The organism is Pseudomonas sp. MWU12-2319, from assembly GCF_023242525.1.
GTDB lineage: Bacteria > Pseudomonadota > Gammaproteobacteria > Pseudomonadales > Pseudomonadaceae > Aquipseudomonas > Aquipseudomonas gingeri_D.
This window is the reverse complement of the sequence record NZ_JALJES010000017.1, coordinates 24,275-44,506: the sequence shown is the minus strand read 5'-3', so window position 1 is coordinate 44,506 and position 20,232 is coordinate 24,275. Positions and strand designations below refer to the sequence as shown.

Here is a 20,232-nt window from a genome sequence, read left to right as displayed (position 1 = left end):
ATGATGTTGCCATTGCGCACCTTCGCCCTCGCCGCCGGCTGCCTGCTGTTTGCCGGACACCTCTGCGCCGCCGAACCCAAACGCCCCGAATGCATTGCCCCGGCCTCCCCCGGCGGTGGTTTCGACCTGACCTGCAAGCTGGCGCAAAGTGCCCTGGTCAACGAAAAGATCCTCAGCAAACCCATGCGTGTCACCTACATGCCCGGTGGCGTCGGGGCCGTGGCCTACAACGCCGTGGTCGCCCAGCGCCCGGCCGATGCCGGCACCCTCGTGGCCTGGTCCAGCGGTTCGCTGCTGAACCTGGCGCAAGGCAAGTTCGGCCGCTTCGACGAAGGCGCGGTGCGCTGGCTGGCGGCCGTCGGCACCAGCTACGGGGCCATCGCGGTGAAAAGCGACTCGCCGTATAAAACCCTCGACGACCTGGTCAAGGCGCTGAAGGCCGACCCGAGCAAGGTGGTCATCGGCTCCGGCGGCACCGTCGGCAGCCAGGACTGGATGCAGACCGCGCTGATCGCCAAGGCCGCCGGGATCAACCCCCGTGATCTGCGCTACGTGGCCCTCGAAGGCGGCGGTGAAATCGTCACCGCGCTGATGGGCGGACATATCCAGGTCGGCAGCACCGACATTTCCGACTCCATGCCCCATATCCAGAGCGGCGATATGCGCCTGCTGGCGGTGTTCGCCGAAAAGCGCCTGGACGAAGAGGAAATGAAGAACATCCCCACCGCCAAGGAACAGGGCTACGACATTGTCTGGCCGGTGGTGCGCGGTTTCTACCTGGGGCCAAAGGTCAGTGACGAAGACTACGCCTGGTGGAAAGCCGCCTTCGACAAACTCCTGGCCTCGGAAGACTTCGCCAAGCTGCGTGACCAGCGCGAACTCTTCCCTTTCGCCATGACCGGCCCCGAGCTCGACACCTATGTGAAGAAACAGGTCGCCGACTACAAGGTGCTGGCCAAGGAATTCGGCCTGATCCAGTGATCATCCGCGCCTAGCGTTCGCGCCCCTGCAAAGGGGCGCGCCACAGGAGTTCGTCCCATGCTTTTACAACGACTGTTTGCCGTCGTGTTGCTGCTGGCCTGCGCCGGCCTGGCATTGATGGCCTGGCCCTATCAGGCCGCTTTTTCCTACGAACCGGTCGGCCCCCGCGCCTACCCGCTACTGATGCTCGGCCTGATGGGCCTGGGCTTGCTGTACCTGCTGTTTCGTCCCACCCCCATTGTGCACAGCGAAGAAGAGCCGCCGCTGGACCCTGCCACCTTGCGCAAGATCGGTGTTTGCGTGGTGCTGTTGCTGGCGTTCGCCGCCACCTTCGAATCCCTGGGTTTCATCCTCAGCAGCATCCTGGTGGGCATCCCCATGGCGCGCCTGTACGGCGGCCGCTGGTTGCCGAGCGCGCTGATCATCAGCCTGATGAGCATCGGACTTTATCTGCTGTTCGATAAAGCCATGGACGTGCCGCTGCCCCTCGGATTGCTCGACGTACTGGAGAACTGACATGGATACTTTCGGCTATCTGGGCCAGGGCTTCGGCGTCGCCCTGAGCCCCTACAACCTGGTGACCGCACTGTGCGGGACCCTGATCGGCACCGTCGTCGGCCTGCTCCCGGGCCTGGGCCCGATCAACGGCGTGGCGCTGCTGATCCCGATTGCCTTCGCCCTCGGCCTGCCGCCGGAGTCGGCGCTGATCCTGCTGGCGGCGGTGTACCTGGGTTGCGAATACGGCGGGCGGATCAGCTCGATCCTGCTCAATATCCCCGGCGAAGCCTCCACCGTGATGACCACCCTCGACGGCTACCCCATGGCCCGCCAGGGCCTGGCCGGCGTAGCCCTGTCGCTGTCGGCCTGGAGCTCGTTCATCGGTGCCTTTATCGCCACCTGCGGCATGGTGCTGTTCGCCCCGTTGCTGGCGAAATGGGCGATTGCCTTCGGTCCGGCGGAGTACTTCGTGCTGATGGTCTTTGCCATCGTCTGCCTTGGCGGCATGGCCGGCGACCGACCGCTGAAGACTTTTATCGCGGCGCTGATCGGCCTGTTCCTGTCGAGTGTCGGGATCGATGCCAACAGCGGTGTGTACCGTTTCACCGGCGACAATATCCACCTCACCGACGGCATCCAGTTCGTGGTGCTGGTGCTGGGCCTGTTTTCCATCAGTGAAATCCTCCTGCTGCTGGAAAAGACCCATCGCGGCCAGGAAGCGGTGAAAGCTACCGGGCGGATGATGTTCAACTTCAAGGAAGCCGCCTCGGTGTTCGTGGTGAATATCCGTTGCGGCCTGCTGGGTTTCATCATGGGCGTGTTGCCGGGTGCCGGCGCGACACTGGCCAGTGCCGTGGCCTATATGACGGAAAAACGCCTGGCGGGTGCCAGCGGCACCTTCGGCCAAGGTGACAAACGTGGCCTCGCCGCACCGGAAACCGCCATCGGCGCCTCGGCCTGCGGTGCCCTGGTGCCGATGTTGACCCTCGGCGTCCCCGGTTCCGGGACCACGGCGGTGATGATCGGCGCCCTGTCGCTGTACAACATCACCCCCGGCCCGCTGTTGTTCCAGCAGCAGCCGGACATCGTCTGGGGCCTGATCGCGTCATTGTTTATCGCCAACGTCATGCTGGTGATCCTCAATATCCCGATGATCCGTATCTTCACCCGCATCCTCGCCGTGCCGAACTGGGCGCTGGTGCCGGTGATCGCCATCATCACCGCGATCGGGGTCTACGCCGTCCATGCCACCACCTTCGACCTGTTCCTGATGGTCGGCATCGGTATCTTCGGCTATATCCTGCGCAAACTGGATTTCCCGCTGTCGCCGGTATTGCTCGGCTTTATCCTCGGCGGATTGATGGAGTCGAACCTGCGCCGGGCGCTGTCGATTTCCAACGGTGCGCTGGAAATTCTCTGGTCGAGCCCGATCACGGCGGGGGTCTGGGCACTGACGGCGATCATGCTGCTGATGCCGCTGCTGCGGATCTGGCGCAAGCGTTCGGCCCAGCGCCGCGCATTGGCGAATGCTTGAGAACTGACGAACTGTCACTTCTCCCTGTAGGAGCGAGCTTGCTCGCGATGGTGGTCAACGATAACGCGGGTAGTCTGATGCCCCGTGGTGTCTGGTCGTCCATCGCGAGCAAGCTCGCTCCTACAGGGGGTGGGCAAGACCGTCAGAGCGGCGGCAACGCCCATTGAATCGGCGCCAGGCCGTTCTGTTCGAGGAACTTGTTGGTCCGGCTGAAATGCCCGCAACCGATAAACCCGCGATAGGCCGACAACGGCGACGGGTGCACCGACTTCAGCACCAGGTGCTTGGTCGCATCGATCAGCTTCTGCTTGCCCTGGGCATGGGCACCCCACAGCAGGAACACCAGTTTGTCCTGGCGCTCGCTGACCACCTCGATAATCCGATCGGTAAAGAACTGCCAGCCACGATTGGCGTGTGAGGCGGCAATGCCGCGTTCCACGGTCATGGTGGTGTTGAGCAGCAACACGCCCTGCTCGGCCCAGCTTTGCAAGTAGCCGTGCCGGGGAATGTCGATATTCAGGTCGCGCTGCAATTCCTTATAGATATTGACCAGCGACGGTGGCGCCGGAACACCCGGCTGCACCGAAAAGCACAGGCCATGGGCCTGACCGGGGCCGTGGTAGGGGTCCTGGCCGATGATCACCACCTTCACCTGATCCAGTGGCGTGGTGTTCATGGCATTGAAGATCAGCGGGCCCGGCGGATAGATTTCCTTGCCGGCGGCACGCTCCTGGCGCAGAAATTCTCGCAACTCGCTCATGTAGGGCTTGTCGAACTCTTCACGGAGCGCCTGCTTCCAGCTGGGCTCGAGTTTGATGCGGTCTTCGTCGGTCATGATCGTGTCCGGAAATAACAATGGGGCGGACACTAGGAAAGCCCATCACGCTTGTCAATTGATCCGCGACAGAACCGGCACTTTCCCACACAAGGATCATACTGTGCATTCAACGAGTAGCGAGGTCACGATGAACCTGCATTTCGAAGAACTCACCGGTATCAACGGTGCCCGCCTGGGTATCGCCACCCTGGATGCCGAACACACCCTCAACGCGCTGTCCCTGCCGATGATCCAGGATCTGGACGAACATCTGGAGACTTGGGCGCGGGATCCGAACATTGCCTGCGTGCTGTTGCGCGGCAACGGCGCCCGGGCTTTCTGCGCCGGCGGCGAAGTGCGCAGCCTGGCCCAGGCCTGCCAGGCGCACCCCGGCGCCGTACCTCCGCTGGCCAGCGTGTTCTTTGCCTCGGAGTACCGCCTCGACTATCGCCTGCACACCTATCCCAAGCCGGTGCTGTGCTGGGCCCATGGTTATGTCCTCGGCGGCGGCATGGGCCTGCTGCAAGGCGCGTCCATTCGTATCGTCACCCCGAGCAGCCGCCTGGCGATGCCGGAGATCGGCATCGGTTTGTACCCGGATGTCGGCGCCAGTTGGTTCCTGTCGCGACTGCCGGGCAAGCTGGGGTTGTTCCTCGGCCTGACCGGCGCGCAGATGAACGCTCGCGATGCCATCGACCTGGGCCTGGCCGACCGGCTGCTGAGCGACGATCAACAGGAAGAGCTGATCGAAGGGCTGTTGCAACTCAATTGGCAGGAACAGACGGCGATGCAGCTCAACAGCCTGCTCAAGGCCCTGGAGCGTCAGGCCCGCGATCAGCAACCGCAGCCGCAGGCGCAATGGTTGCCGCTACGCGATCGCATCGATGAATTGCTGGATGTCAGCGATGTGCACTGTGCCTGGAAGGCCATTGCGCAATTGGCCGAAGACGCCGACAAACGCCTGGCCCGGGCGGCCAGGCAACTCAAGGAAGGCTGCCCGCTGACCGCGCACCTGGTCTGGGAACAGATCGCCCGGGCCCGGCACCTGTCGCTGGCGCAAGTGTTCCAGATGGAATACACCCTGAGCCTCAACTGCTGCCGTCATCCGGAGTTCAGCGAAGGCGTGCGGGCACGGCTGATCGACAAGGACGGCGAACCGCGCTGGCATTGGCCGGATATCGCCGCCGTGCCGGAAGCGGTGGTCGAGGCGCACTTCCACAAGGCCTGGGAGGGACGTCACCCGCTGGCGGACTTGTCGGACTACTGATCGAAGTTGCCCGGGTCAGCGTCCGTTGCCGTTGCCGTGTCCACGGCCACCGTCGCCACGGTGACCGCCGTGGCCGCCATGGTCGTCACCGCTCCATTGATGCCGATCCCAACCCCAACCCCGGTTCGGGTAAGGGCGATAGGTCGGTGCGTAATAGCGTGGCGCGGGTACATAATAGTCGCGCCGGTAGTAGGAGCCGTCGCCGTAGTAATAGGCCGGGGCCGGGGCGGTGTAGACATCGGAGCGGTAGTAGGTGGCCCCACCATCGTAGTAGGGCACGCACGCGGACAGCAGCAGGGACAGGCTTGCAGCGAGAAGGATTCGAGGGTACATGGCGGCCTCCTGGACCGCTAAGGGGCGCCGGACAGCGACGCTGACCGACGTAGGCGGGCCAATGCCCGCCTACACCTGATCAGACCGTGAAACCCTTGGCGAGTGCCCTGAAACCAAAAATTCCCCCGCCATACCGCGTGGTCGCCAAAAGCTTCGCGGGCAAGCCCTGCTCCTACAGTTCAGCGTCGAATACAAATCTTGTGTACGACACGAAACTGTAGGAGCGGCCGGTCGACGCTCGATTGCCCGCGAAGAGGCCCTGAAGCCAGGCGCTATGCTCCGGGCTTGGCGCTGATCTGCTCCTGCAGGTTCTGGATCTGGTTCTGCAGGGTGGTGATATTGCGCGTGACCTGCCCACGGAAGGCATCGAACTCCGCCGTGTTGCCAGCCGCCTGTCCACCCGCGGCCTGACGGTTGTCCTGCTCGCTCTTGAGCACGATCAGTTCCTGTTCGATACGCTCGACCGCCGCGCTGCTATTACCCTGCTTTTTCAAGGCGGCAATTTCGGCGGCGTTGCTCTTCACCTGCGCGTCGAGCTTGCCCGCGTCGCCCTGGCCGGCCTTCAGGCTGGCCAGTTCCGCCGTCAGGCTTTTGACCTGGGCCTGCAACTGGGTGTTGGCGGTCTGCTGGTCCGCCGTCAACGCGCTCATCTGTTGCAGCCGCTGCTCAAGGCCGGTGGCCTGCCCGGCAACGCCCTGTTGCTGGCGGCCCTGCTCGAGCAACTTGCCTTCAAGCTGACGGATCTGCAACTTCAGCGCTTCGCTGTCGCTGTTGACGCTTGACTCGCTGGCGACCACTTTCCCGGAAATCGCCTGCAAACGCCCAGCCGCTTCCTCGCTGATACGCGCAAAGCTTTCCTGGGTCGCCACCAGTTGCTGCTCCATCAGGCTGATCTGCTGGAAACTCCACCAGGCAAGGCCAGCGAAGGCAATGAACAAGGCCCCGACCAGCGCCCACAGCGGCCCGGTGCTCGGCACCTTGACCTTGAGCCGTGGCGTGGCGGCGACCTGGGTACGCGTGCGTTCACGCACGGGCGCGGTGCCCACATGTTCCTCATGGTCGTCCGCATCGGCACGCAGGCTGGGCACATCATCAAAATCGTCGTTGGCATCGTTACGCATGAAGGAACCTTTCTGAACCGCAGTGATAGCGAAATGCAGCGAGTATAACCGCCCAACCCACCGCTCTGATCGACCCTGAACCCGGAACTCGGTTCAGTTGTGGTAACCGAATATTTAAACGGCCGCCGGGTCCTGGGCTTTCCACCAGGCACAGAACTCGTCGAGGGCCGCCCACAGGCTGACCTTGGGGTCGTACCCGAGATAATGCCTGGCGCGGCTGATGTCGAGGGTGAAATCCTTGTTCATCACCTGCATGCCCAGGCGCGACAGGGTCGGTTCCGGGCGTCCCGGCCAGAGGGCGCAGGCACTTTCGTTCAAGGCCGCGACGCTGTAGGCCAGGCCGAAGGAGCGGTAGCGGGTCACCTGCGGCACCTGCATCTGGCGCATCACGTAGTTCACCACATCCCACAACGGAATGGGGGTGCCGTTGCTGATATTGTAGGCCTTGCCCAGGGCTGATTCACCGACCTGCAGGCTGCTCAGCAAGGCTTCGTTGAGGTTGTGCACGCTGGTGAAATCGACCTTGTTCAGGCCGTTGCCGACAATTGACAGCCGGCCTTTGTGCTGCATCTTCAGCAGGCGCGGGAAGATGCTCATATCGCCGGCACCGGTGACGAAGCGCGGGCGTAGCGCCAGGACTTCGAGGCCGAACTCCTGGGCACCGAAGACCTTCTGCTCGGCCAGGTACTTGGTCGCCGCGTAAGGGTGCTTGAAACGCTTGGGCACCTGCTCCTCGGTCAAGCCCAGGTGCGAGCGACCGTCGAAATAGATCGACGGCGACGACAGATGCACCAGGCGCCGGACCTGCTGCTTGAGGCAGGCCTCGACCACGTTCTCGGTGACCAGCACATTGCCCTGGTGGAAGTCCTGGTAGCGCCCCCACAAACCCACCGCGCCGGCGCAATGCACCACGGCCTCGACATCGTGGCACAGCTCGCGCACCAACTGCGGGTCGCTGAGGTCGCCCTGGATAAACTCGGCGCCACGCCGCACCAGATGCTCGACACTCTCGGCCCGGCGGCCATTGACCCGCACCTCATGGCCCTGCTCCAGGGCGCAACGCGCAAAGCGCCCGCCGATAAAGCCGCTTGCGCCGGTAACCAGAATTTTCATCGATTGCTCCACATACCTTGATTCGTCCTGCCTGCTACCTGGACGCCGCCGATCATGCCAGAGGCACCAGCCATTGCGCCGCCGAACGTGCCAGGTGCTCGGTCAACTGCCCGAGCAATTGCCCGCCGTTGCGCCAATGATGCCAGTACAACGGCACATCGATGGTTTTATCCGCGATCAATTCCACCAGGCTGCCCCGGGCCAGCTGCCCGCGCACCTGCAATTCCGGCACCAGCCCCCAACCCAGGCCGGCCTCGGTCAGGCGGATAAAACCTTCCGATGACGGGCACAGATGATGTTCGAAACCGCCCTCCACGCCCAGTGCCGCCAGGTAACGGTGTTGCAGAAAGTCGTCCGGACCGAACACCAACGCCGGCGTGCGGGCCAGCGTCTGCGCATCGATGCCTTGGGGAAAGTGCCGGGCAATGAACACCGGGCTGGCCAGCGCGCGATAGCGCATTGCCCCCAGCAATACGCTGCGGGCGCCGGCCACCGGGCGCTCGCTGGCGCAGACACACGCGGCTACCTCGCCAGCACGCATGCGCTTGAGGCCCACGGTCTGGTCCTCCACCACCAGGTCCAGCAGCAGGTGCTGACGAGCACAGAAATCCCCCACCGCCTCGCCCCACCAGGTCGCCAGGCTGTCGGCATTCAGGGCAATACGCAGGCGTTCCGGCAGGCCCTCCTCGTCCAGCGCCGGCACCTGGCTCTGCAGGTCGCGTTCAAGTAGACGCACCTGCTGCACATGATTGAGCAGGCGCCGGCCGATCTCGGTCGGGGTCGGTGGCGTGGCCCGCACCAGCACCGGCTGGCCGACCCGGGCTTCGAGCAACTTGATCCGCTGGGAAATCGCCGACTGCGACAACCCCAGCACCTGGGCCGCCCGTTCGAAGCCGGCCTGCTCGACCACGGCCGCCAGGGCGGAGAGCAATTTATAGTCGAACATCAGTTTTCCTAATGGGCGATCAGCACTATTTGTTTTTCTTATACAACATCGCCCCGCAGAATGCCCACATCCACTGTTTATCCAAGGACACCAACATGGCCGGCGAAACTTCCCTGAGCGTGCTGCTGCGCAGCATGAGCCCCGAACTCAACGAGGGCGACTACGTTTTCTGCAGCCTGACCGACGCCAGCCGGCTCAATGGCCGCGAGCCCATCGGCAGCTTTCGCGAACGCGAGGGCCTGACCGTCATCCTGCGTCGCGAAGACGCCCAGGCCCTCGGCCTGCCGTTCGACTATCTGGCGGCCTGGATCACCCTCAATGTGCACTCGGCCCTGGAAGCAGTCGGCCTCACCGCCGCTTTCGCCGGCGCCCTGGGCAAAGCCGGTATCAGTTGCAACGTGATCGCCGGTTATTACCACGACCACCTGTTCGTCGGTCGCGACGACGCCGAACGCGCCCTGCAGGTCTTGCGGCAATTGGCCGAACACGGGGAGTAAGCGTCATGTGGCAGAGCTATCTAAATGGCATGCTGGTGGCCGCCGGCCTGATCATGGCGATCGGCACACAGAACGCCTTTGTCCTGGCCCAGAGCCTGCGTCGCGAACACCACCTGCCGGTGGCGGCCCTGTGCGTACTCTGCGATGCGATCCTGGTGGCCGCGGGGGTCTTCGGCCTCGCCACCGTCCTGGCACACAACCCGACGCTGCTGGCGTTCGCCCGCTGGGGTGGCGCGGCCTTCCTGCTCTGGTACGGCAGCCTGGCACTGCGCCGGGCCTTTTCCCGCCAGAGCCTGCAACAAGGCGAAGGCCAGACCGTGCGTTCACTGCGCGCCGTACTGCTCAGCGCTCTCGCCGTGACCCTGCTCAACCCCCACGTGTACCTCGACACCGTGCTGCTGATCGGTTCACTCGGCGCCCAGCAGACCGAGCCCGGCGCCTACGTGATGGGCGCCGCCAGCGCTTCGCTGCTGTGGTTCTTCAGCCTGGCCCTGGGCGCGGCGTGGCTGGCCCCGTGGCTGGCGCGTCCGGCCACCTGGCGCCTGCTCGATCTGCTGGTGGCCGTGATGATGTTCAGCGTCGCCGCCCAGTTGATCGGCGCCGGCTGACTTATTCCAAAAGGCTCTGGAACCTCTATTCCACACAGTTGTTGCGTGGTTAAGCCGCCACCCCGGTGCTATGATCCGAGTCTTGCGCCGCAAAGAGTACAAACTCCCCGGCGCACGCCTGTATGGCCGCCGTGATCGGCCTTGCGCTCACCGCAACTGACCTGATTAGGAGAATCACCATGGCTTTCGAATTGCCTCCGCTGCCTTATGCACATGATGCCCTGCAGCCGCACATCTCCAAGGAAACCCTGGAGTATCACCACGACAAGCACCACAACACCTATGTCGTGAACCTGAACAACCTGGTGCCAGGCACCGAGTTCGAAGGCAAGACCCTGGAAGAAATCGTCAAGTCTTCCTCCGGCGGCATCTTCAACAACGCCGCTCAGGTCTGGAACCACACTTTCTACTGGAACTGCCTGGCGCCAAACGCCGGCGGTCAACCGACCGGCAAGCTGGCTGAAGCCATCAACGCCGCGTTCGGTTCCTTCGACAAGTTCAAGGAAGAGTTCACCAAGACTTCCGTTGGCACCTTCGGTTCCGGCTGGGGCTGGCTGGTGAAAAAGGCTGACGGCTCCCTGGCCCTGGCCAGCACCATCGGCGCCGGTAACCCGCTGACCAGCGGCGACACCCCGCTGCTGACCTGCGACGTCTGGGAACACGCCTACTACATCGACTACCGCAACGTCCGTCCGAAGTATGTCGAGGCGTTCTGGAACCTGGTGAACTGGAAATTCGTCGCCGAACAGTTCGAAGGCAAAGCCTTCACCGCTTGAGACTGAACCCGCTGCGCAAAAAAACCCGGCCTCGCCGGGTTTTTTTATGCCTGCCACGCCGACAGGAACTAACCTGAATAATCCGGGAAAATGACGCGCTAGCCCCTCAAGTAGACGGCTTGAGCGACCGACACAGTCTCCATGGCCTGAAGAGTCCGGGAGCCACCTGATCGGCCAAGCATGAGCACGGGTTCTCGCCGCTTGCATTGTCCCTTTGACTGACCGGGCCGGATTGCCAATACTCATGGCAACTTGATGCCATCCGCACGGAACAAGGAATAGCCCTTTGAAGCTGGAACTCAAGAACAGCTTGTCGGTGAAGTTGCTCCGGGTCGTGCTGCTGTCGGCGCTGATTGTCGGCGCCGTACTGAGCTGTGCGCAGATCGTCTTTGATGCCTACAAGACCCGGCAGGCCGTGGCCAGCGATGCCCAGCGTATTCTCGATATGTTCCGCGACCCCTCGACCCAGGCCGTCTACAGCCTCGACCGCGAGATGGGCATGCAAGTGATCGAAGGCCTGTTCCAGGATGACGCCGTGCGCATGGCCTCCATCGGCCATCCCAACGAGGCCATGCTCGCGGAAAAATCCCGCGATCTGCAAAAGACTTCCAGCCGCTGGCTGACCGATCCTATCCTTGGCCAGGAAAGCACCTTCAGCACACAACTGGTCGGTCGCGGCCCCTACAGCGAATATTACGGCGACCTGAGCATCACCCTCGACACCGCCACCTACGGCCAGGGGTTCCTGGTCAACTCGGTGATCATCTTCATCTCCGGCGTGCTGCGGGCCTTGTTCCTCGGCCTGGTGCTGTACCTGGTCTATCACTGGCTGCTGACCAAACCGCTGTCGCGGATCATCGGGCACCTGAGTACCGTCAACCCGGATCGCCCCAGTGAACATCAGTTGCCGCAGCTCAAGGGCCATGAAAAGAACGAACTGGGCATCTGGGTCAACACCGCCAACCAGTTGCTGGCATCCATCGAGCGCAACACCCACCTGCGTCACGAAGCGGAAAACAGCCTGCTGCGCATGGCCCAGTACGACTTCCTCACCGGCCTGCCCAATCGCCAGCAGTTGCAACAGCAACTGGACAAGATCCTGGTGGACGCCGGGCGCCTGCAACGTCGGGTCGCGGTACTTTGCGTGGGTCTGGACGACTTCAAGGGCATCAACGAACAATTCAGCTACCAGGTCGGCGACCAACTGTTGCTGGCCCTGGCCGACCGCCTGCGCGCCCACAGCGGTCGCCTCGGCGCCCTGGCCCGGCTGGGTGGCGACCAGTTCGCCCTGGTCCAGGCCGATATCGAACAACCCTATGAAGCGGCCGAGCTGGCCCAGAGTATCCTTGACGACCTGGAAGCGGCGTTTGCCCTCGATCACCAGGAAATCCGCCTGCGCGCCACCATCGGCATCACCTTGTTCCCGGAAGACGGCGACAGCACCGAGAAGCTGCTGCAGAAAGCCGAACAGACCATGACCCTGGCCAAGACCCGCTCGCGCAACCGCTATCAGTTCTATATCGCCAGCGTCGACAGCGAAATGCGCCGCCGTCGCGAACTGGAAAAAGACCTGCGCGAAGCCCTCAACCGCAATCAGTTCTACCTGGTCTACCAGCCGCAGATCAGCTACCGCGACCATCGAGTGGTGGGCGTCGAAGCTCTGATCCGCTGGCAGCACCCGGAACACGGCCTGGTACCGCCGGATCTGTTCATTCCCCTGGCCGAGCAGAACGGCACCATCATCGCCATCGGCGAGTGGGTGCTGGACCAGGCCTGCCGCCAGTTGCGCGAATGGCACGACCAGGGCTTCAGCGACCTGCGCATGGCGGTCAACCTGTCCACCGTGCAACTGCACCACGCCGAGCTGCCGCGGGTGGTCAACAACCTCCTGCAGATGTACCGCCTGCCGCCGCGCAGCCTGGAACTGGAAGTCACCGAGACCGGCCTGATGGAAGACATCAGCACCGCCGCCCAGCACCTGCTGAGCCTGCGCCGCTCCGGCGCGCTGATCGCCATCGATGACTTCGGTACCGGCTACTCGTCGCTGAGCTATCTCAAGAGCCTGCCGCTGGACAAGATCAAGATCGACAAGAGCTTCGTCCAGGACCTGCTCGATGACGATGACGACGCGACCATCGTCCGGGCGATCATCCAGTTGGGCAAGAGCCTCGGCATGCAGGTGATCGCCGAAGGCGTGGAGACCGTCGAGCAGGAGGCCTACATCATTTCCGAAGGCTGCCACGAGGGCCAGGGCTACCACTACAGCAAGCCGCTGCCGGCCCGGGAGCTGGCGGCGTATCTCAAGCAGGCACAGCGCAGCAATGCGGCGATCTTGTAAAGCCCAGGGCCAACAAGCTCGCTCCTGCAAAATCCGCCGGGATCAAGCCGGGTTTTAATACCAAATATTTCAATCACTAAGCCCTTTACACAGAATGCAAATCCTTCGCATTATGTGCCGGTTTTGCGGGGCCGAGCGCCCCCATCCCCCCTCTCGAAGCAGGATGTTCGCCATGATTCGCATGCCTCTGGCCACCGCCAGTCTGTTGGCCATCGCCATCACCCTCGCCGGTTGTGGCGACAAGGACAAGGAAAAATCCACAGCGGCCACCCAGGCCCCTGCCGCGGCCGCCCAGGCGCCCGCCGACGATGCCGCCGCCAAGGTCGATGAAGCCGCCGCCAAGGCCGTGGTCGCCCACTACACCGAGATCGTCTTCGCCGTGTTCAGCGATGCCGAATCCACCGCGAAGAACCTGCAAGCCGCTGTCGACGCCTTCCTCGCCAAGCCGAACGAAGAGACCCTCAAGGCCGCCCGCGCCGCCTGGATCGCCGCCCGCGTGCCGTACCTGCAAAGCGAAGTGTTCCGCTTCGGCAACACCATCATCGACGACTGGGAAGGTCAGGTGAACGCCTGGCCCCTGGATGAAGGCCTGATCGACTACGTCGACAGCTCCTACGAACATGCCCTGGGCAATCCGGCCGCGACCGCCAACATCATCGCCAATCCACAGATCCAGGTCGGCGAAGACAAGGTCGATGTCAGCGAGATCACCCCGGAAAAACTCGCCAGCCTGAACGAGCTGGGTGGCTCCGAAGCCAACGTCGCCACCGGCTACCACGCCATCGAATTCCTGCTCTGGGGCCAGGACCTGAACGGCACCGGCCCGGGCGCCGGCAACCGTCCGGCCTCGGACTACCTGGAAGGTGCCGGCGCCACTGGCGGGCACAACGATCGTCGGCGTGCCTACCTCAAGGCCGTGACCCAACTGCTGGTCAACGACCTGGAAGAGATGGTCGGCAACTGGAAACCGGGTGTGGCCGACAACTATCGCGCCAGCCTGGAAGCCGAGCCGGCGGAAAGTGGCCTGCGCAAGATGCTGTTCGGCATGGGCAGCCTGTCCCTCGGTGAACTGGCGGGCGAGCGCATGAAGGTGTCGCTGGAGGCCAACTCGCCGGAAGACGAGCAGGACTGCTTCAGCGACAACACCCATAACTCGCACTTCTACGATGCCAAGGGCATTCGCAACGTCTACCTGGGTGAATACACCCGTATCGACGGCACCAAGCTGACCGGCCCGAGCCTGTCCTCCCTGGTGGCCAAGGCCGACCCGGCGACCGACGAAGCACTGAAGAACGACCTGCAGGCCACCGAAGCGAAGATCCAGATCATGGTCGACCACGCCAACAAGGGTGAGCATTACGACCAGTTGATCGCGTCCGGCAACGAGCCTGGCAACAAGATCGTCCGTGACGCCATCTCCGCGCTGGTCAAGCAGACCGGTTCCATCGAGCAGGCGGCGGCCAAGCTGGGCATCAGCGACCTGAACCCGGATAACGCCGATCACGATTTCTGATCGGCCCTTGTCCCCCCCTCATGTAGGAGCGAGCTTGCTCGCGATGGTCGTCAACGATGACACGGGGCATCTGATACCCCGCGGTGCCTGGGCTACCATCGCGAGCAAGCTCGCTCCTACATGAGGGCAAGCCAGCCCCCACAAAGCCGCGCAGTGTCATAAATCAAGTAAATGCTAATCCCTCTTATTCAAATGTATCGAGACTGATAAACTCGCGCCCGATCCCTCTCACCCCCTGGACACCGATGCCCTCGCTGCCCCTTCGCCTGTCGACGCTGCTCCTGGCCCTTGGCCTGAGCGCCTGCGACGACGCCCCGCGCTTTACCAGGCCCGAACCCGGCGAAGCCCGATCCGGTGGCACCACCACGGTGGGCAAACACGATCGCAATGCCTTCTCGCAACCCTCGGCCAACCTCTCGCCGGAACGGCGCCTGGACTTCAGCGTCGGTAACAGTTTCTTCCGCAGCCCCTGGGTCATCGCGCCTTCAACCACCACAGCCCGCGACGGCCTCGGCCCGCTGTTCAATACCAACGCCTGCCAGAACTGCCATATCAAGGACGGCCGCGGCCATCCGCCGGCGCCGGGGGCGGATAACGCGGTGTCGATGCTGGTGCGCCTGTCGATTCCCAACAACCCGATGTACGCCAATCTGATCGAACGCCAGGGCGTGGTACCGGAACCCGTCTATGGCGGACAGTTGCAGGACATGGCCATCCCCGGTGTCACCCCGGAAGGCAAGGTGCGGGTCGACTACGAAGCGGTGCCGATACGTTTCAAGGACGGCACCGAAATCGAACTGCGCCGACCGACGCTGCGCATCACCCAACTGGGCTACGGCCCGATGCACCCACAGACACTGTTTTCCGCGCGCATCGCCCCGCCGATGATCGGCCTCGGCCTGCTCGAAGCGATTCCCGAAGAAGCGATCCTGGCCAATGCCCGGCAGCAACAACGGCTGGGGGTCAACGGCCGGCCGAACCGGGTCTGGGACGATGCCCAGCGCAAGACCGTCCTCGGCCGCTTCGGCTGGAAGGCCGGGCAACCGAATATCAATCAACAGAACGTCCACGCGTTTTCCAGCGACATGGGCCTGACCACCAGCCTGCGCCCCTTCGACGACTGCACGCCGACCCAGACCGACTGCCTGCAAGCGCCCCATGGCGGCGGTCCGGACGGCGAGCCGGAAGTCAGCGACAACATCCTGCGCCTGGTGACCTTCTACACCCGCAACCTCGCCGTGCCGGCACGGCGTGACGTCGGCGCGGCGCAGGTGCTGGCCGGCAAGAGCCTGTTCTACCAGGTAGGTTGCCAGGCCTGTCACACCCCGCAGTTCACCACCTCGGCCACGGCCGCCGAACCCGAGCTGGCCAACCAGTTGATCCGGCCCTACAGCGACCTGCTGCTGCATGACATGGGCCCCGGCCTCGCCGACCAGCGCAGCGAGTTCCTGGCCGACGGCAATGACTGGCGCACCCCGCCGCTGTGGGGCATCGGCCTGACGCAGAGCGTCAGCGGCCACACCCAGTTCCTGCATGACGGCCGCGCCCGCAACCTGCTCGAAGCCGTGCTCTGGCATGGCGGCGAGGCCTTGCCGGCGCAGCAGCAGGTGCTGTCGTTCAATGCCGAACAACGCGCCGCGTTGCTGGCATTCCTGAATTCTTTGTAAGAGGACACGGACATGTTCCGCCCGAAACTGTTGTTCACCAGCCTGGCCGCCCTCGTCCTCGGCGCCTGCTCGCCCCAGGACCCGCAGGCGCTGACCTCCGCCGCGATCGCCAAGCAGGTAATCCTGCCGACCTATAGCCGCTGGGTCGACGCCGACCGCCAGTTGGCCATCAGCGCCCTGGCCTTCTGCGAAGGCAAAGAGAGCCTGGAAACCGCCCGCGCCGACTTCCTCCATGCGCAGAAAGCCTGGGCGGAATTGCAGCCGCTGCTGATCGGGCCATTGGCCGAAGGCAATCGCTCCTGGCAGGTGCAGTTCTGGCCGGACAAGAAAAACCTGGTAGGTCGCCAGGTCGAGCAACTGGTCAGCGCCCAGCCGCAGATCGACGCCGACGCCCTGGCCAAGTCCAGCGTCGTGGTCCAGGGCCTCTCGGCCTACGAATACATCCTCTACGACAGCAAGATCGATATGGCCGACAGCGCGCAGAAAGCCCGCTATTGCCCACTGCTGACGGCCATCGGCAAACGCCAGAAAGTCCTCGCCGAAGAGATCCTCTCGCGCTGGGAAACCAGCGACGGCATGCTCGCGCAGATGAGCAAGTTCCCCAACCAGCGCTACGCCGACTCCCACGAAGCCATCGCCGATCTGCTGCGAGTCCAGGTCACCGCCCTCGATACCCTGAAGAAAAAACTCGGCACGCCCATGGGCCGCCAGACCAAGGGCATCCCGCAGCCCTTCCAGGCCGAGGCCTGGCGCAGCCAGACGTCGCTGCAAGGTATGCGCGCCAGCCTGGCCGCCGCCCGGACCGTCTGGGTCGGGGTCGACAACAAGGGCCTGCGCAACCTGCTGCCGGCGGAACAGAAGCCGCTGGCCGAGAAGATCGACGCCGCCTATGCCGCGTCCCTGAAGTTGTTCGACAGCACCCAGCGCTCGCTCACCGACCTGCTCGGCGACGATGCCGGGCGCCAGCAGCTCAACGACCTCTACGACAGCCTCAACGTCGTCCACCGCCTGCACGAAGGCGAACTGGCCAAGGCGCTGGGTATCCAACTGGGCTTCAACGCCAACGACGGGGATTGATGATGTTGCGACGCCAGGCCCTGACTTTCGGCAGCCTGCTGCTCAGCGCATTGACGCTGGGCGGCTGGCGCCTGCTCCGGCAAAAAGACCAAAGCCCGCTGCTGCTCTCTGCCCGTGACGACAGCGACGGCGGGCACTATGCCGTGGGCTATCGGCTGGACGGGACGCAGGTCTTCGCCACCCGGGTCGGCCAGCGTTGCCACGACATCATCAACCACCCGAGCCAGCCCCTGGCGCTGTTCGTCGCGCGACGTCCCGGCACCGAGAGTTACCTGATCGACCTGCGGGATGGCCGCCTGCTGCAGACCCTCGCTTCACAGCCGAACCGGCATTTCTATGGGCATGCGGTAATCCACAGGAGCGGCGACTGGTTATACGCCACCGAGAATGACACCACCGATCCGGGCCGTGGCCTGTTGGGTGTGTATCGTTTCGAAGGTGAGCGTCTGGTTCATAGTGGCGAGATCTCGACCCATGGCATCGGCCCACACCAGGTGTCGTGGATGCCCGATGGCGAGACCCTGGTCGTCGCCAACGGCGGGATTCGCACCGAAGCCGAAAGCCGGGTGGAGATGAACCTCGATGCCATGGAGCCGAGCCTGGTGCTGATGCAGCGCGACGGCGCCCTGCTGAGCAAGGAAACCCTGCCCCAGCAGATGAACAGCGTGCGCCATCTGGGCGTGGCCAGTGACGGCACCATCGTTGCCGGCCAGCAGTTCATGGGACCATCCCATGAGTCCTCCGAGTTGCTGGCGATCAAGCGTCCCGGCCGGCCCTTTGTCGCCTTCCCGGTGGCCGAGCAGCAGTTGCAGGCCATGGCGCATTACACCGCCAGCGTCGCGGTGCACAGCGAATTGCGGCTGGTGGCGTTGACCGCGCCTCGGGGCAACAGCTTCTTTATCTGGGATCTGGACAGCGGCGCCGTGCGCCTGGATGCGCCGCTACCGGACTGCGCGGGCGTCGGCGCGGTGGCGGACGGCTTTGTCGTCACCTCCGGCCAGGGCCGCTGCCGTTTCTATGATTGCCGCCAGAAAGAGCTGACAGCTCAACCGCTGGAGCTGCCGGCGGGGTTGTGGGACAACCATCTGCATCTGGTCTGAATCCCGCGCCTCCAACCTGTTTACAGGGCAAAACAAATTGTATAGGGGAAAGGCTCTCCAACCTCCGTCAAATCTCTGAGGTCACATACTTTACTGGTGTGTGACAGCACCGTGATAGTGACGGTTTTATCGAGGGGATTGTGATTGAATTCAATGGTCGCCTTACCCTCTGAAAACCCATCGTCTATCATCAACATGGATATACCATCAGGGTAAAGGTTATTCTCGTCATCGGTAAGCGCACAATCTCCCCCCCAGCCCCCCCAGGAACCTGCGTCGTCTATAATCCGATCATGAACTCTCACCAGCACGCCATCCATCACCTCATAAAGCGTCCCTGAAAAGTACATATTTGCGTTGGTCAGAAATGAGAATTTCTCGGTATCGGGAATTACGATAGAACTGGATGCGGTGACGGAGGCGACTCCCTTGGTTTTACAGCCATCCTCTGATAAGTAAGACCTGCCATGAGACTTTGTGGGGTTTTTTACATTTTTCTTGCGAGCAATTTCTGCCGGTTCCTTGACCATTAAGGCCACACCTCCAATGACGTCATTATAAAGAACTGCTCGTGGGTAAACGGTTCCGTGAGGGGTCGTGGACGTATAAAAAACTTGCCCCCCATGCTGACTTATATTGAACACGCACTGGGTTGACGCCCCCTTTATCGACAACGTGAACGGAGCCGAATTATAGCTCACTCTCCGTCCGTGCTCATTCACACGTGTGCTCGCTGACAAGCGCCCTCCCGCAACCCCCGCGCCCCAACTATCAATAACAAGGTAATTCTCTGCCGGCAGTAATCTCTGATAGAGCGAAGGTGATAAAGAAAGCACTTCCCCTCTCTCGTAGTTAATAATCGAGAAGGCGGTAAGAGGTGAAACGAATGCCTCTAATTGTTTTTTCATTTTTTCATCACTCGTGCATTGGGACCTAGAGGGCTTTAAAGCTCAATGCAAAGTCATTCAGGACCCCGTTTCAGGGGATATCTTTCTGTCCCATTGAATTTAGCCGCAGGCGTCCGGTTGTCACTACTGTCATTTCTGACAGTTCAGACAAACGGCGAAGGCCTTTTTCCGGTTTTTTTCGTTAGTGTCAGCGGTGCTCTATTCAGGCTGGCGCTCGAACGCCGATGTCACTTCCCACCCAGCTCCCTCGCGGTTGCGCAAGCGCCGCCTCCACACTGACCGAGTAAGGCACAAGTTTGTCGTACGACCACGATTCCAATGTGGGAGCGGAGCTTGCCCGCGAAGAGGCCGGCACAGCCTGCTTGCCGTGGTGGTATTACACGATAACAACCTGGCGGCGCGGTATGCCGATCAGTTGGCGGTGTTGCGCCAGGGTCGCCTGTTTGCCAACGGCGCGCCCCAGGCGATTCTCAGCCCGAGGCTGTTTGCCGAAGTGTATGGCGTGCAGGCGTGGATCGAGCGCTGTTCACGGGACACCGTGCAGGTCATGGTCAACCACGCCCTGTAGCCCGAGCAGCACGCGGCTGGACACCACCGTCGCATACTCGCCATGCAGATTGCCCAGGGACATGGCATGAACCTCCTGGGCAGTGTGGGGCGTACCAAAATAGTCGGTTTTGTCGAAGGTATAGCACGCATCCTCCACCACCCAGGTCTCAAACCCGAGGTTGCCGGCCGTCCGCGCGGTCGCCTCCACGGAGTTATGGGTCGCTACGCCGACAATCACCAACTGCTCGATACCGCTCTCGCGTAGCCAAGCCTCCAACCCGGTCGCGCAAAACGCATCCGGCACCCGCTTGCGCACCAGCCGTTCGCCCTCCCCCGGCGCAAAGCGCTGCTGGAACTCGACTCCCGACTGTCCGGGCCAGAACACCGACTCCGGCGAATGCGACAGATGCTGGACATGCACAATCGGACGCGCGGTTTCACGCCAGTGTTGCAACAGCTCAAGCATGCGCGCCTCGGCCTCGGGATTGTTGCGTGGTCCCAGCCGCGGATGAAGAATGCCTTGCTGCTGGTCGATCAGGATCAACGCCGCGTTTACCTGGATATCCCTGTTCATGCCTTTTCCCTTCCG

19 protein-coding genes and 2 pseudogenes are annotated in these 20,232 nt (G+C 62.9%); 14 read left to right on the top strand and 7 right to left on the bottom strand.

Features of this window, described 5'->3' with window-relative positions; genetic code table 11:
- From M5C01_RS24815 to M5C01_RS24805, 3 genes are read left to right on the top strand one after another with little or no spacing between them, the layout of a single operon-like run.
- The gene (locus tag M5C01_RS24815) at nucleotides 1–981 is read left to right on the top strand and encodes a tripartite tricarboxylate transporter substrate binding protein (protein WP_103498285.1); all 981 of its coding nucleotides are present in this window, start codon (nucleotides 1–3) and stop codon (nucleotides 979–981) included.
- Between the two features lie 57 nt (nucleotides 982–1,038).
- Nucleotides 1,039–1,497 (top strand): tripartite tricarboxylate transporter TctB family protein, encoded by a 459-nt coding sequence (locus tag M5C01_RS24810; RefSeq protein WP_152741320.1) that lies wholly within the window; start codon nucleotides 1,039–1,041, stop codon nucleotides 1,495–1,497.
- A gap of 1 nt (nucleotide 1,498) precedes the next feature.
- Complete coding sequence (locus tag M5C01_RS24805; protein WP_103498283.1) at nucleotides 1,499–3,013, top strand: tripartite tricarboxylate transporter permease; 1,515 nt, start codon at nucleotides 1,499–1,501, stop codon at nucleotides 3,011–3,013.
- 142 nt (nucleotides 3,014–3,155) lie between these two features.
- On the opposite strand, the gene ung is transcribed toward M5C01_RS24805, so the two are convergent.
- Complete coding sequence (gene ung, locus M5C01_RS24800) at nucleotides 3,156–3,848, bottom strand: uracil-DNA glycosylase (protein ID WP_152741321.1); 693 nt, start codon at nucleotides 3,846–3,848, stop codon at nucleotides 3,156–3,158.
- Between the two features lie 130 nt (nucleotides 3,849–3,978).
- On the opposite strand from ung, the gene M5C01_RS24795 reads away from it, so the two are divergent.
- The gene (locus M5C01_RS24795) at nucleotides 3,979–5,097 is read left to right on the top strand and encodes an enoyl-CoA hydratase/isomerase family protein (RefSeq protein WP_152741322.1); all 1,119 of its coding nucleotides are present in this window, start codon (nucleotides 3,979–3,981) and stop codon (nucleotides 5,095–5,097) included.
- Between the two features lie 15 nt (nucleotides 5,098–5,112).
- Here the strand turns inward: M5C01_RS24795 and M5C01_RS24790 are convergent, their stop codons facing one another.
- The 4 genes from M5C01_RS24790 to M5C01_RS24775 all read right to left on the bottom strand — a co-directional run bounded on the left by M5C01_RS24790 (nucleotide 5,113) and on the right by M5C01_RS24775 (nucleotide 8,610).
- On the bottom strand, nucleotides 5,113–5,430 hold the full coding sequence (locus M5C01_RS24790) for a hypothetical protein (RefSeq protein WP_152741323.1): 318 nt from the start codon (nucleotides 5,428–5,430) through the stop codon (nucleotides 5,113–5,115).
- Nucleotides 5,431–5,702: 272 nt separating this feature from the next.
- Nucleotides 5,703–6,551 (bottom strand): ATPase, encoded by an 849-nt coding sequence (locus M5C01_RS24785; RefSeq protein WP_152741324.1) that lies wholly within the window; start codon nucleotides 6,549–6,551, stop codon nucleotides 5,703–5,705.
- A 114-nt stretch (nucleotides 6,552–6,665) separates the two neighbouring features.
- Nucleotides 6,666–7,664, bottom strand: coding sequence for an NAD-dependent epimerase/dehydratase family protein (locus M5C01_RS24780; protein ID WP_152741325.1), 999 nt, complete (start codon nucleotides 7,662–7,664; stop codon nucleotides 6,666–6,668).
- 52 nt (nucleotides 7,665–7,716) lie between these two features.
- On the bottom strand, nucleotides 7,717–8,610 hold the full coding sequence (locus tag M5C01_RS24775) for a LysR family transcriptional regulator ArgP (RefSeq protein ID WP_152741326.1): 894 nt from the start codon (nucleotides 8,608–8,610) through the stop codon (nucleotides 7,717–7,719).
- Nucleotides 8,611–8,705: 95 nt separating this feature from the next.
- On the opposite strand from M5C01_RS24775, the gene M5C01_RS24770 reads away from it, so the two are divergent.
- The 9 genes and pseudogenes from M5C01_RS24770 (at nucleotide 8,706) to M5C01_RS24735 (ending at nucleotide 18,186) form a co-directional block, all read left to right on the top strand.
- A complete protein-coding gene (locus M5C01_RS24770; protein ID WP_103498295.1) occupies nucleotides 8,706–9,107 on the top strand; it encodes an ACT domain-containing protein in 402 nt (133 codons plus the stop codon).
- A gap of 5 nt (nucleotides 9,108–9,112) precedes the next feature.
- Complete coding sequence (locus M5C01_RS24765; protein ID WP_103498276.1) at nucleotides 9,113–9,715, top strand: LysE/ArgO family amino acid transporter; 603 nt, start codon at nucleotides 9,113–9,115, stop codon at nucleotides 9,713–9,715.
- Between the two features lie 179 nt (nucleotides 9,716–9,894).
- Nucleotides 9,895–10,491, top strand: coding sequence for a superoxide dismutase [Fe] (gene sodB, locus M5C01_RS24760; protein ID WP_103498275.1), 597 nt, complete (start codon nucleotides 9,895–9,897; stop codon nucleotides 10,489–10,491).
- Nucleotides 10,492–10,777: 286 nt separating this feature from the next.
- The gene (locus M5C01_RS24755) at nucleotides 10,778–12,829 is read left to right on the top strand and encodes a bifunctional diguanylate cyclase/phosphodiesterase (RefSeq protein WP_152741327.1); all 2,052 of its coding nucleotides are present in this window, start codon (nucleotides 10,778–10,780) and stop codon (nucleotides 12,827–12,829) included.
- 172 nt (nucleotides 12,830–13,001) lie between these two features.
- Nucleotides 13,002–14,342, top strand: a complete 1,341-nt coding sequence (locus M5C01_RS24750) for an imelysin family protein (protein ID WP_152741328.1) — start codon at nucleotides 13,002–13,004, stop codon at nucleotides 14,340–14,342.
- Between the two features lie 43 nt (nucleotides 14,343–14,385).
- Nucleotides 14,386–14,463 (top strand): annotated as a pseudogene (locus M5C01_RS32995) (outer membrane lipoprotein carrier protein LolA); the annotation flags it as partial.
- Nucleotides 14,464–14,587: 124 nt separating this feature from the next.
- Nucleotides 14,588–16,009, top strand: coding sequence for a di-heme oxidoredictase family protein (locus M5C01_RS24745; protein WP_152741329.1), 1,422 nt, complete (start codon nucleotides 14,588–14,590; stop codon nucleotides 16,007–16,009).
- 12 nt (nucleotides 16,010–16,021) lie between these two features.
- Complete coding sequence (locus tag M5C01_RS24740; protein WP_152741330.1) at nucleotides 16,022–17,086, top strand: imelysin family protein; 1,065 nt, start codon at nucleotides 16,022–16,024, stop codon at nucleotides 17,084–17,086.
- 2 nt (nucleotides 17,087–17,088) lie between these two features.
- Nucleotides 17,089–18,186 (top strand): DUF1513 domain-containing protein, encoded by a 1,098-nt coding sequence (locus M5C01_RS24735; RefSeq protein WP_152741356.1) that lies wholly within the window; start codon nucleotides 17,089–17,091, stop codon nucleotides 18,184–18,186.
- 20 nt (nucleotides 18,187–18,206) lie between these two features.
- Here the strand turns inward: M5C01_RS24735 and M5C01_RS24730 are convergent, their stop codons facing one another.
- Nucleotides 18,207–19,094, bottom strand: coding sequence for a hypothetical protein (locus M5C01_RS24730; RefSeq protein ID WP_152741331.1), 888 nt, complete (start codon nucleotides 19,092–19,094; stop codon nucleotides 18,207–18,209).
- A 352-nt stretch (nucleotides 19,095–19,446) separates the two neighbouring features.
- Between M5C01_RS24730 and M5C01_RS24725 the strand changes: the two are divergent.
- A pseudogene (locus M5C01_RS24725) lies at nucleotides 19,447–19,662 on the top strand (ABC transporter ATP-binding protein); the annotation flags it as partial.
- On the opposite strand, the gene M5C01_RS24720 reads toward M5C01_RS24725, so the two are convergent.
- Nucleotides 19,621–20,217 carry a cysteine hydrolase family protein gene (locus M5C01_RS24720; protein WP_152741332.1) on the bottom strand — a complete coding sequence of 199 codons (597 nt, stop codon included), beginning with the start codon at nucleotides 20,215–20,217 and terminating at the stop codon, nucleotides 19,621–19,623. The pseudogene M5C01_RS24725 and the gene M5C01_RS24720 sit on opposite strands and share 42 nt — an antisense overlap.
- Nucleotides 20,218–20,232 lie beyond the last annotated feature (15 nt).

Coding starts and splice junctions, on each gene's coding strand:
- M5C01_RS24765 (WP_103498276.1), top strand. CDS start 9,113: ATGTGGCAGAGCTATCTAAATGGCATGCTGGTGGCCGCCGGCCTGATC.
- M5C01_RS24780 (WP_152741325.1), bottom strand. CDS start 7,664: ATGAAAATTCTGGTTACCGGCGCAAGCGGCTTTATCGGCGGGCGCTTT.
- M5C01_RS24815 (WP_103498285.1), top strand. CDS start 1: ATGATGTTGCCATTGCGCACCTTCGCCCTCGCCGCCGGCTGCCTGCTG.
- M5C01_RS24795 (WP_152741322.1), top strand. CDS start 3,979: ATGAACCTGCATTTCGAAGAACTCACCGGTATCAACGGTGCCCGCCTG.
- M5C01_RS24790 (WP_152741323.1), bottom strand. CDS start 5,430: ATGTACCCTCGAATCCTTCTCGCTGCAAGCCTGTCCCTGCTGCTGTCC.
- ung (WP_152741321.1), bottom strand. CDS start 3,848: ATGACCGACGAAGACCGCATCAAACTCGAGCCCAGCTGGAAGCAGGCG.
- M5C01_RS24740 (WP_152741330.1), top strand. CDS start 16,022: ATGTTCCGCCCGAAACTGTTGTTCACCAGCCTGGCCGCCCTCGTCCTC.
- M5C01_RS24775 (WP_152741326.1), bottom strand. CDS start 8,610: ATGTTCGACTATAAATTGCTCTCCGCCCTGGCGGCCGTGGTCGAGCAG.
- M5C01_RS24750 (WP_152741328.1), top strand. CDS start 13,002: ATGATTCGCATGCCTCTGGCCACCGCCAGTCTGTTGGCCATCGCCATC.
- sodB (WP_103498275.1), top strand. CDS start 9,895: ATGGCTTTCGAATTGCCTCCGCTGCCTTATGCACATGATGCCCTGCAG.
- M5C01_RS24810 (WP_152741320.1), top strand. CDS start 1,039: ATGCTTTTACAACGACTGTTTGCCGTCGTGTTGCTGCTGGCCTGCGCC.
- M5C01_RS24805 (WP_103498283.1), top strand. CDS start 1,499: ATGGATACTTTCGGCTATCTGGGCCAGGGCTTCGGCGTCGCCCTGAGC.
- M5C01_RS24730 (WP_152741331.1), bottom strand. CDS start 19,094: ATGAAAAAACAATTAGAGGCATTCGTTTCACCTCTTACCGCCTTCTCG.
- M5C01_RS24785 (WP_152741324.1), bottom strand. CDS start 6,551: ATGCGTAACGATGCCAACGACGATTTTGATGATGTGCCCAGCCTGCGT.
- M5C01_RS24735 (WP_152741356.1), top strand. CDS start 17,089: ATGTTGCGACGCCAGGCCCTGACTTTCGGCAGCCTGCTGCTCAGCGCA.
- M5C01_RS24770 (WP_103498295.1), top strand. CDS start 8,706: ATGGCCGGCGAAACTTCCCTGAGCGTGCTGCTGCGCAGCATGAGCCCC.
- M5C01_RS24720 (WP_152741332.1), bottom strand. CDS start 20,217: ATGAACAGGGATATCCAGGTAAACGCGGCGTTGATCCTGATCGACCAG.
- M5C01_RS24745 (WP_152741329.1), top strand. CDS start 14,588: ATGCCCTCGCTGCCCCTTCGCCTGTCGACGCTGCTCCTGGCCCTTGGC.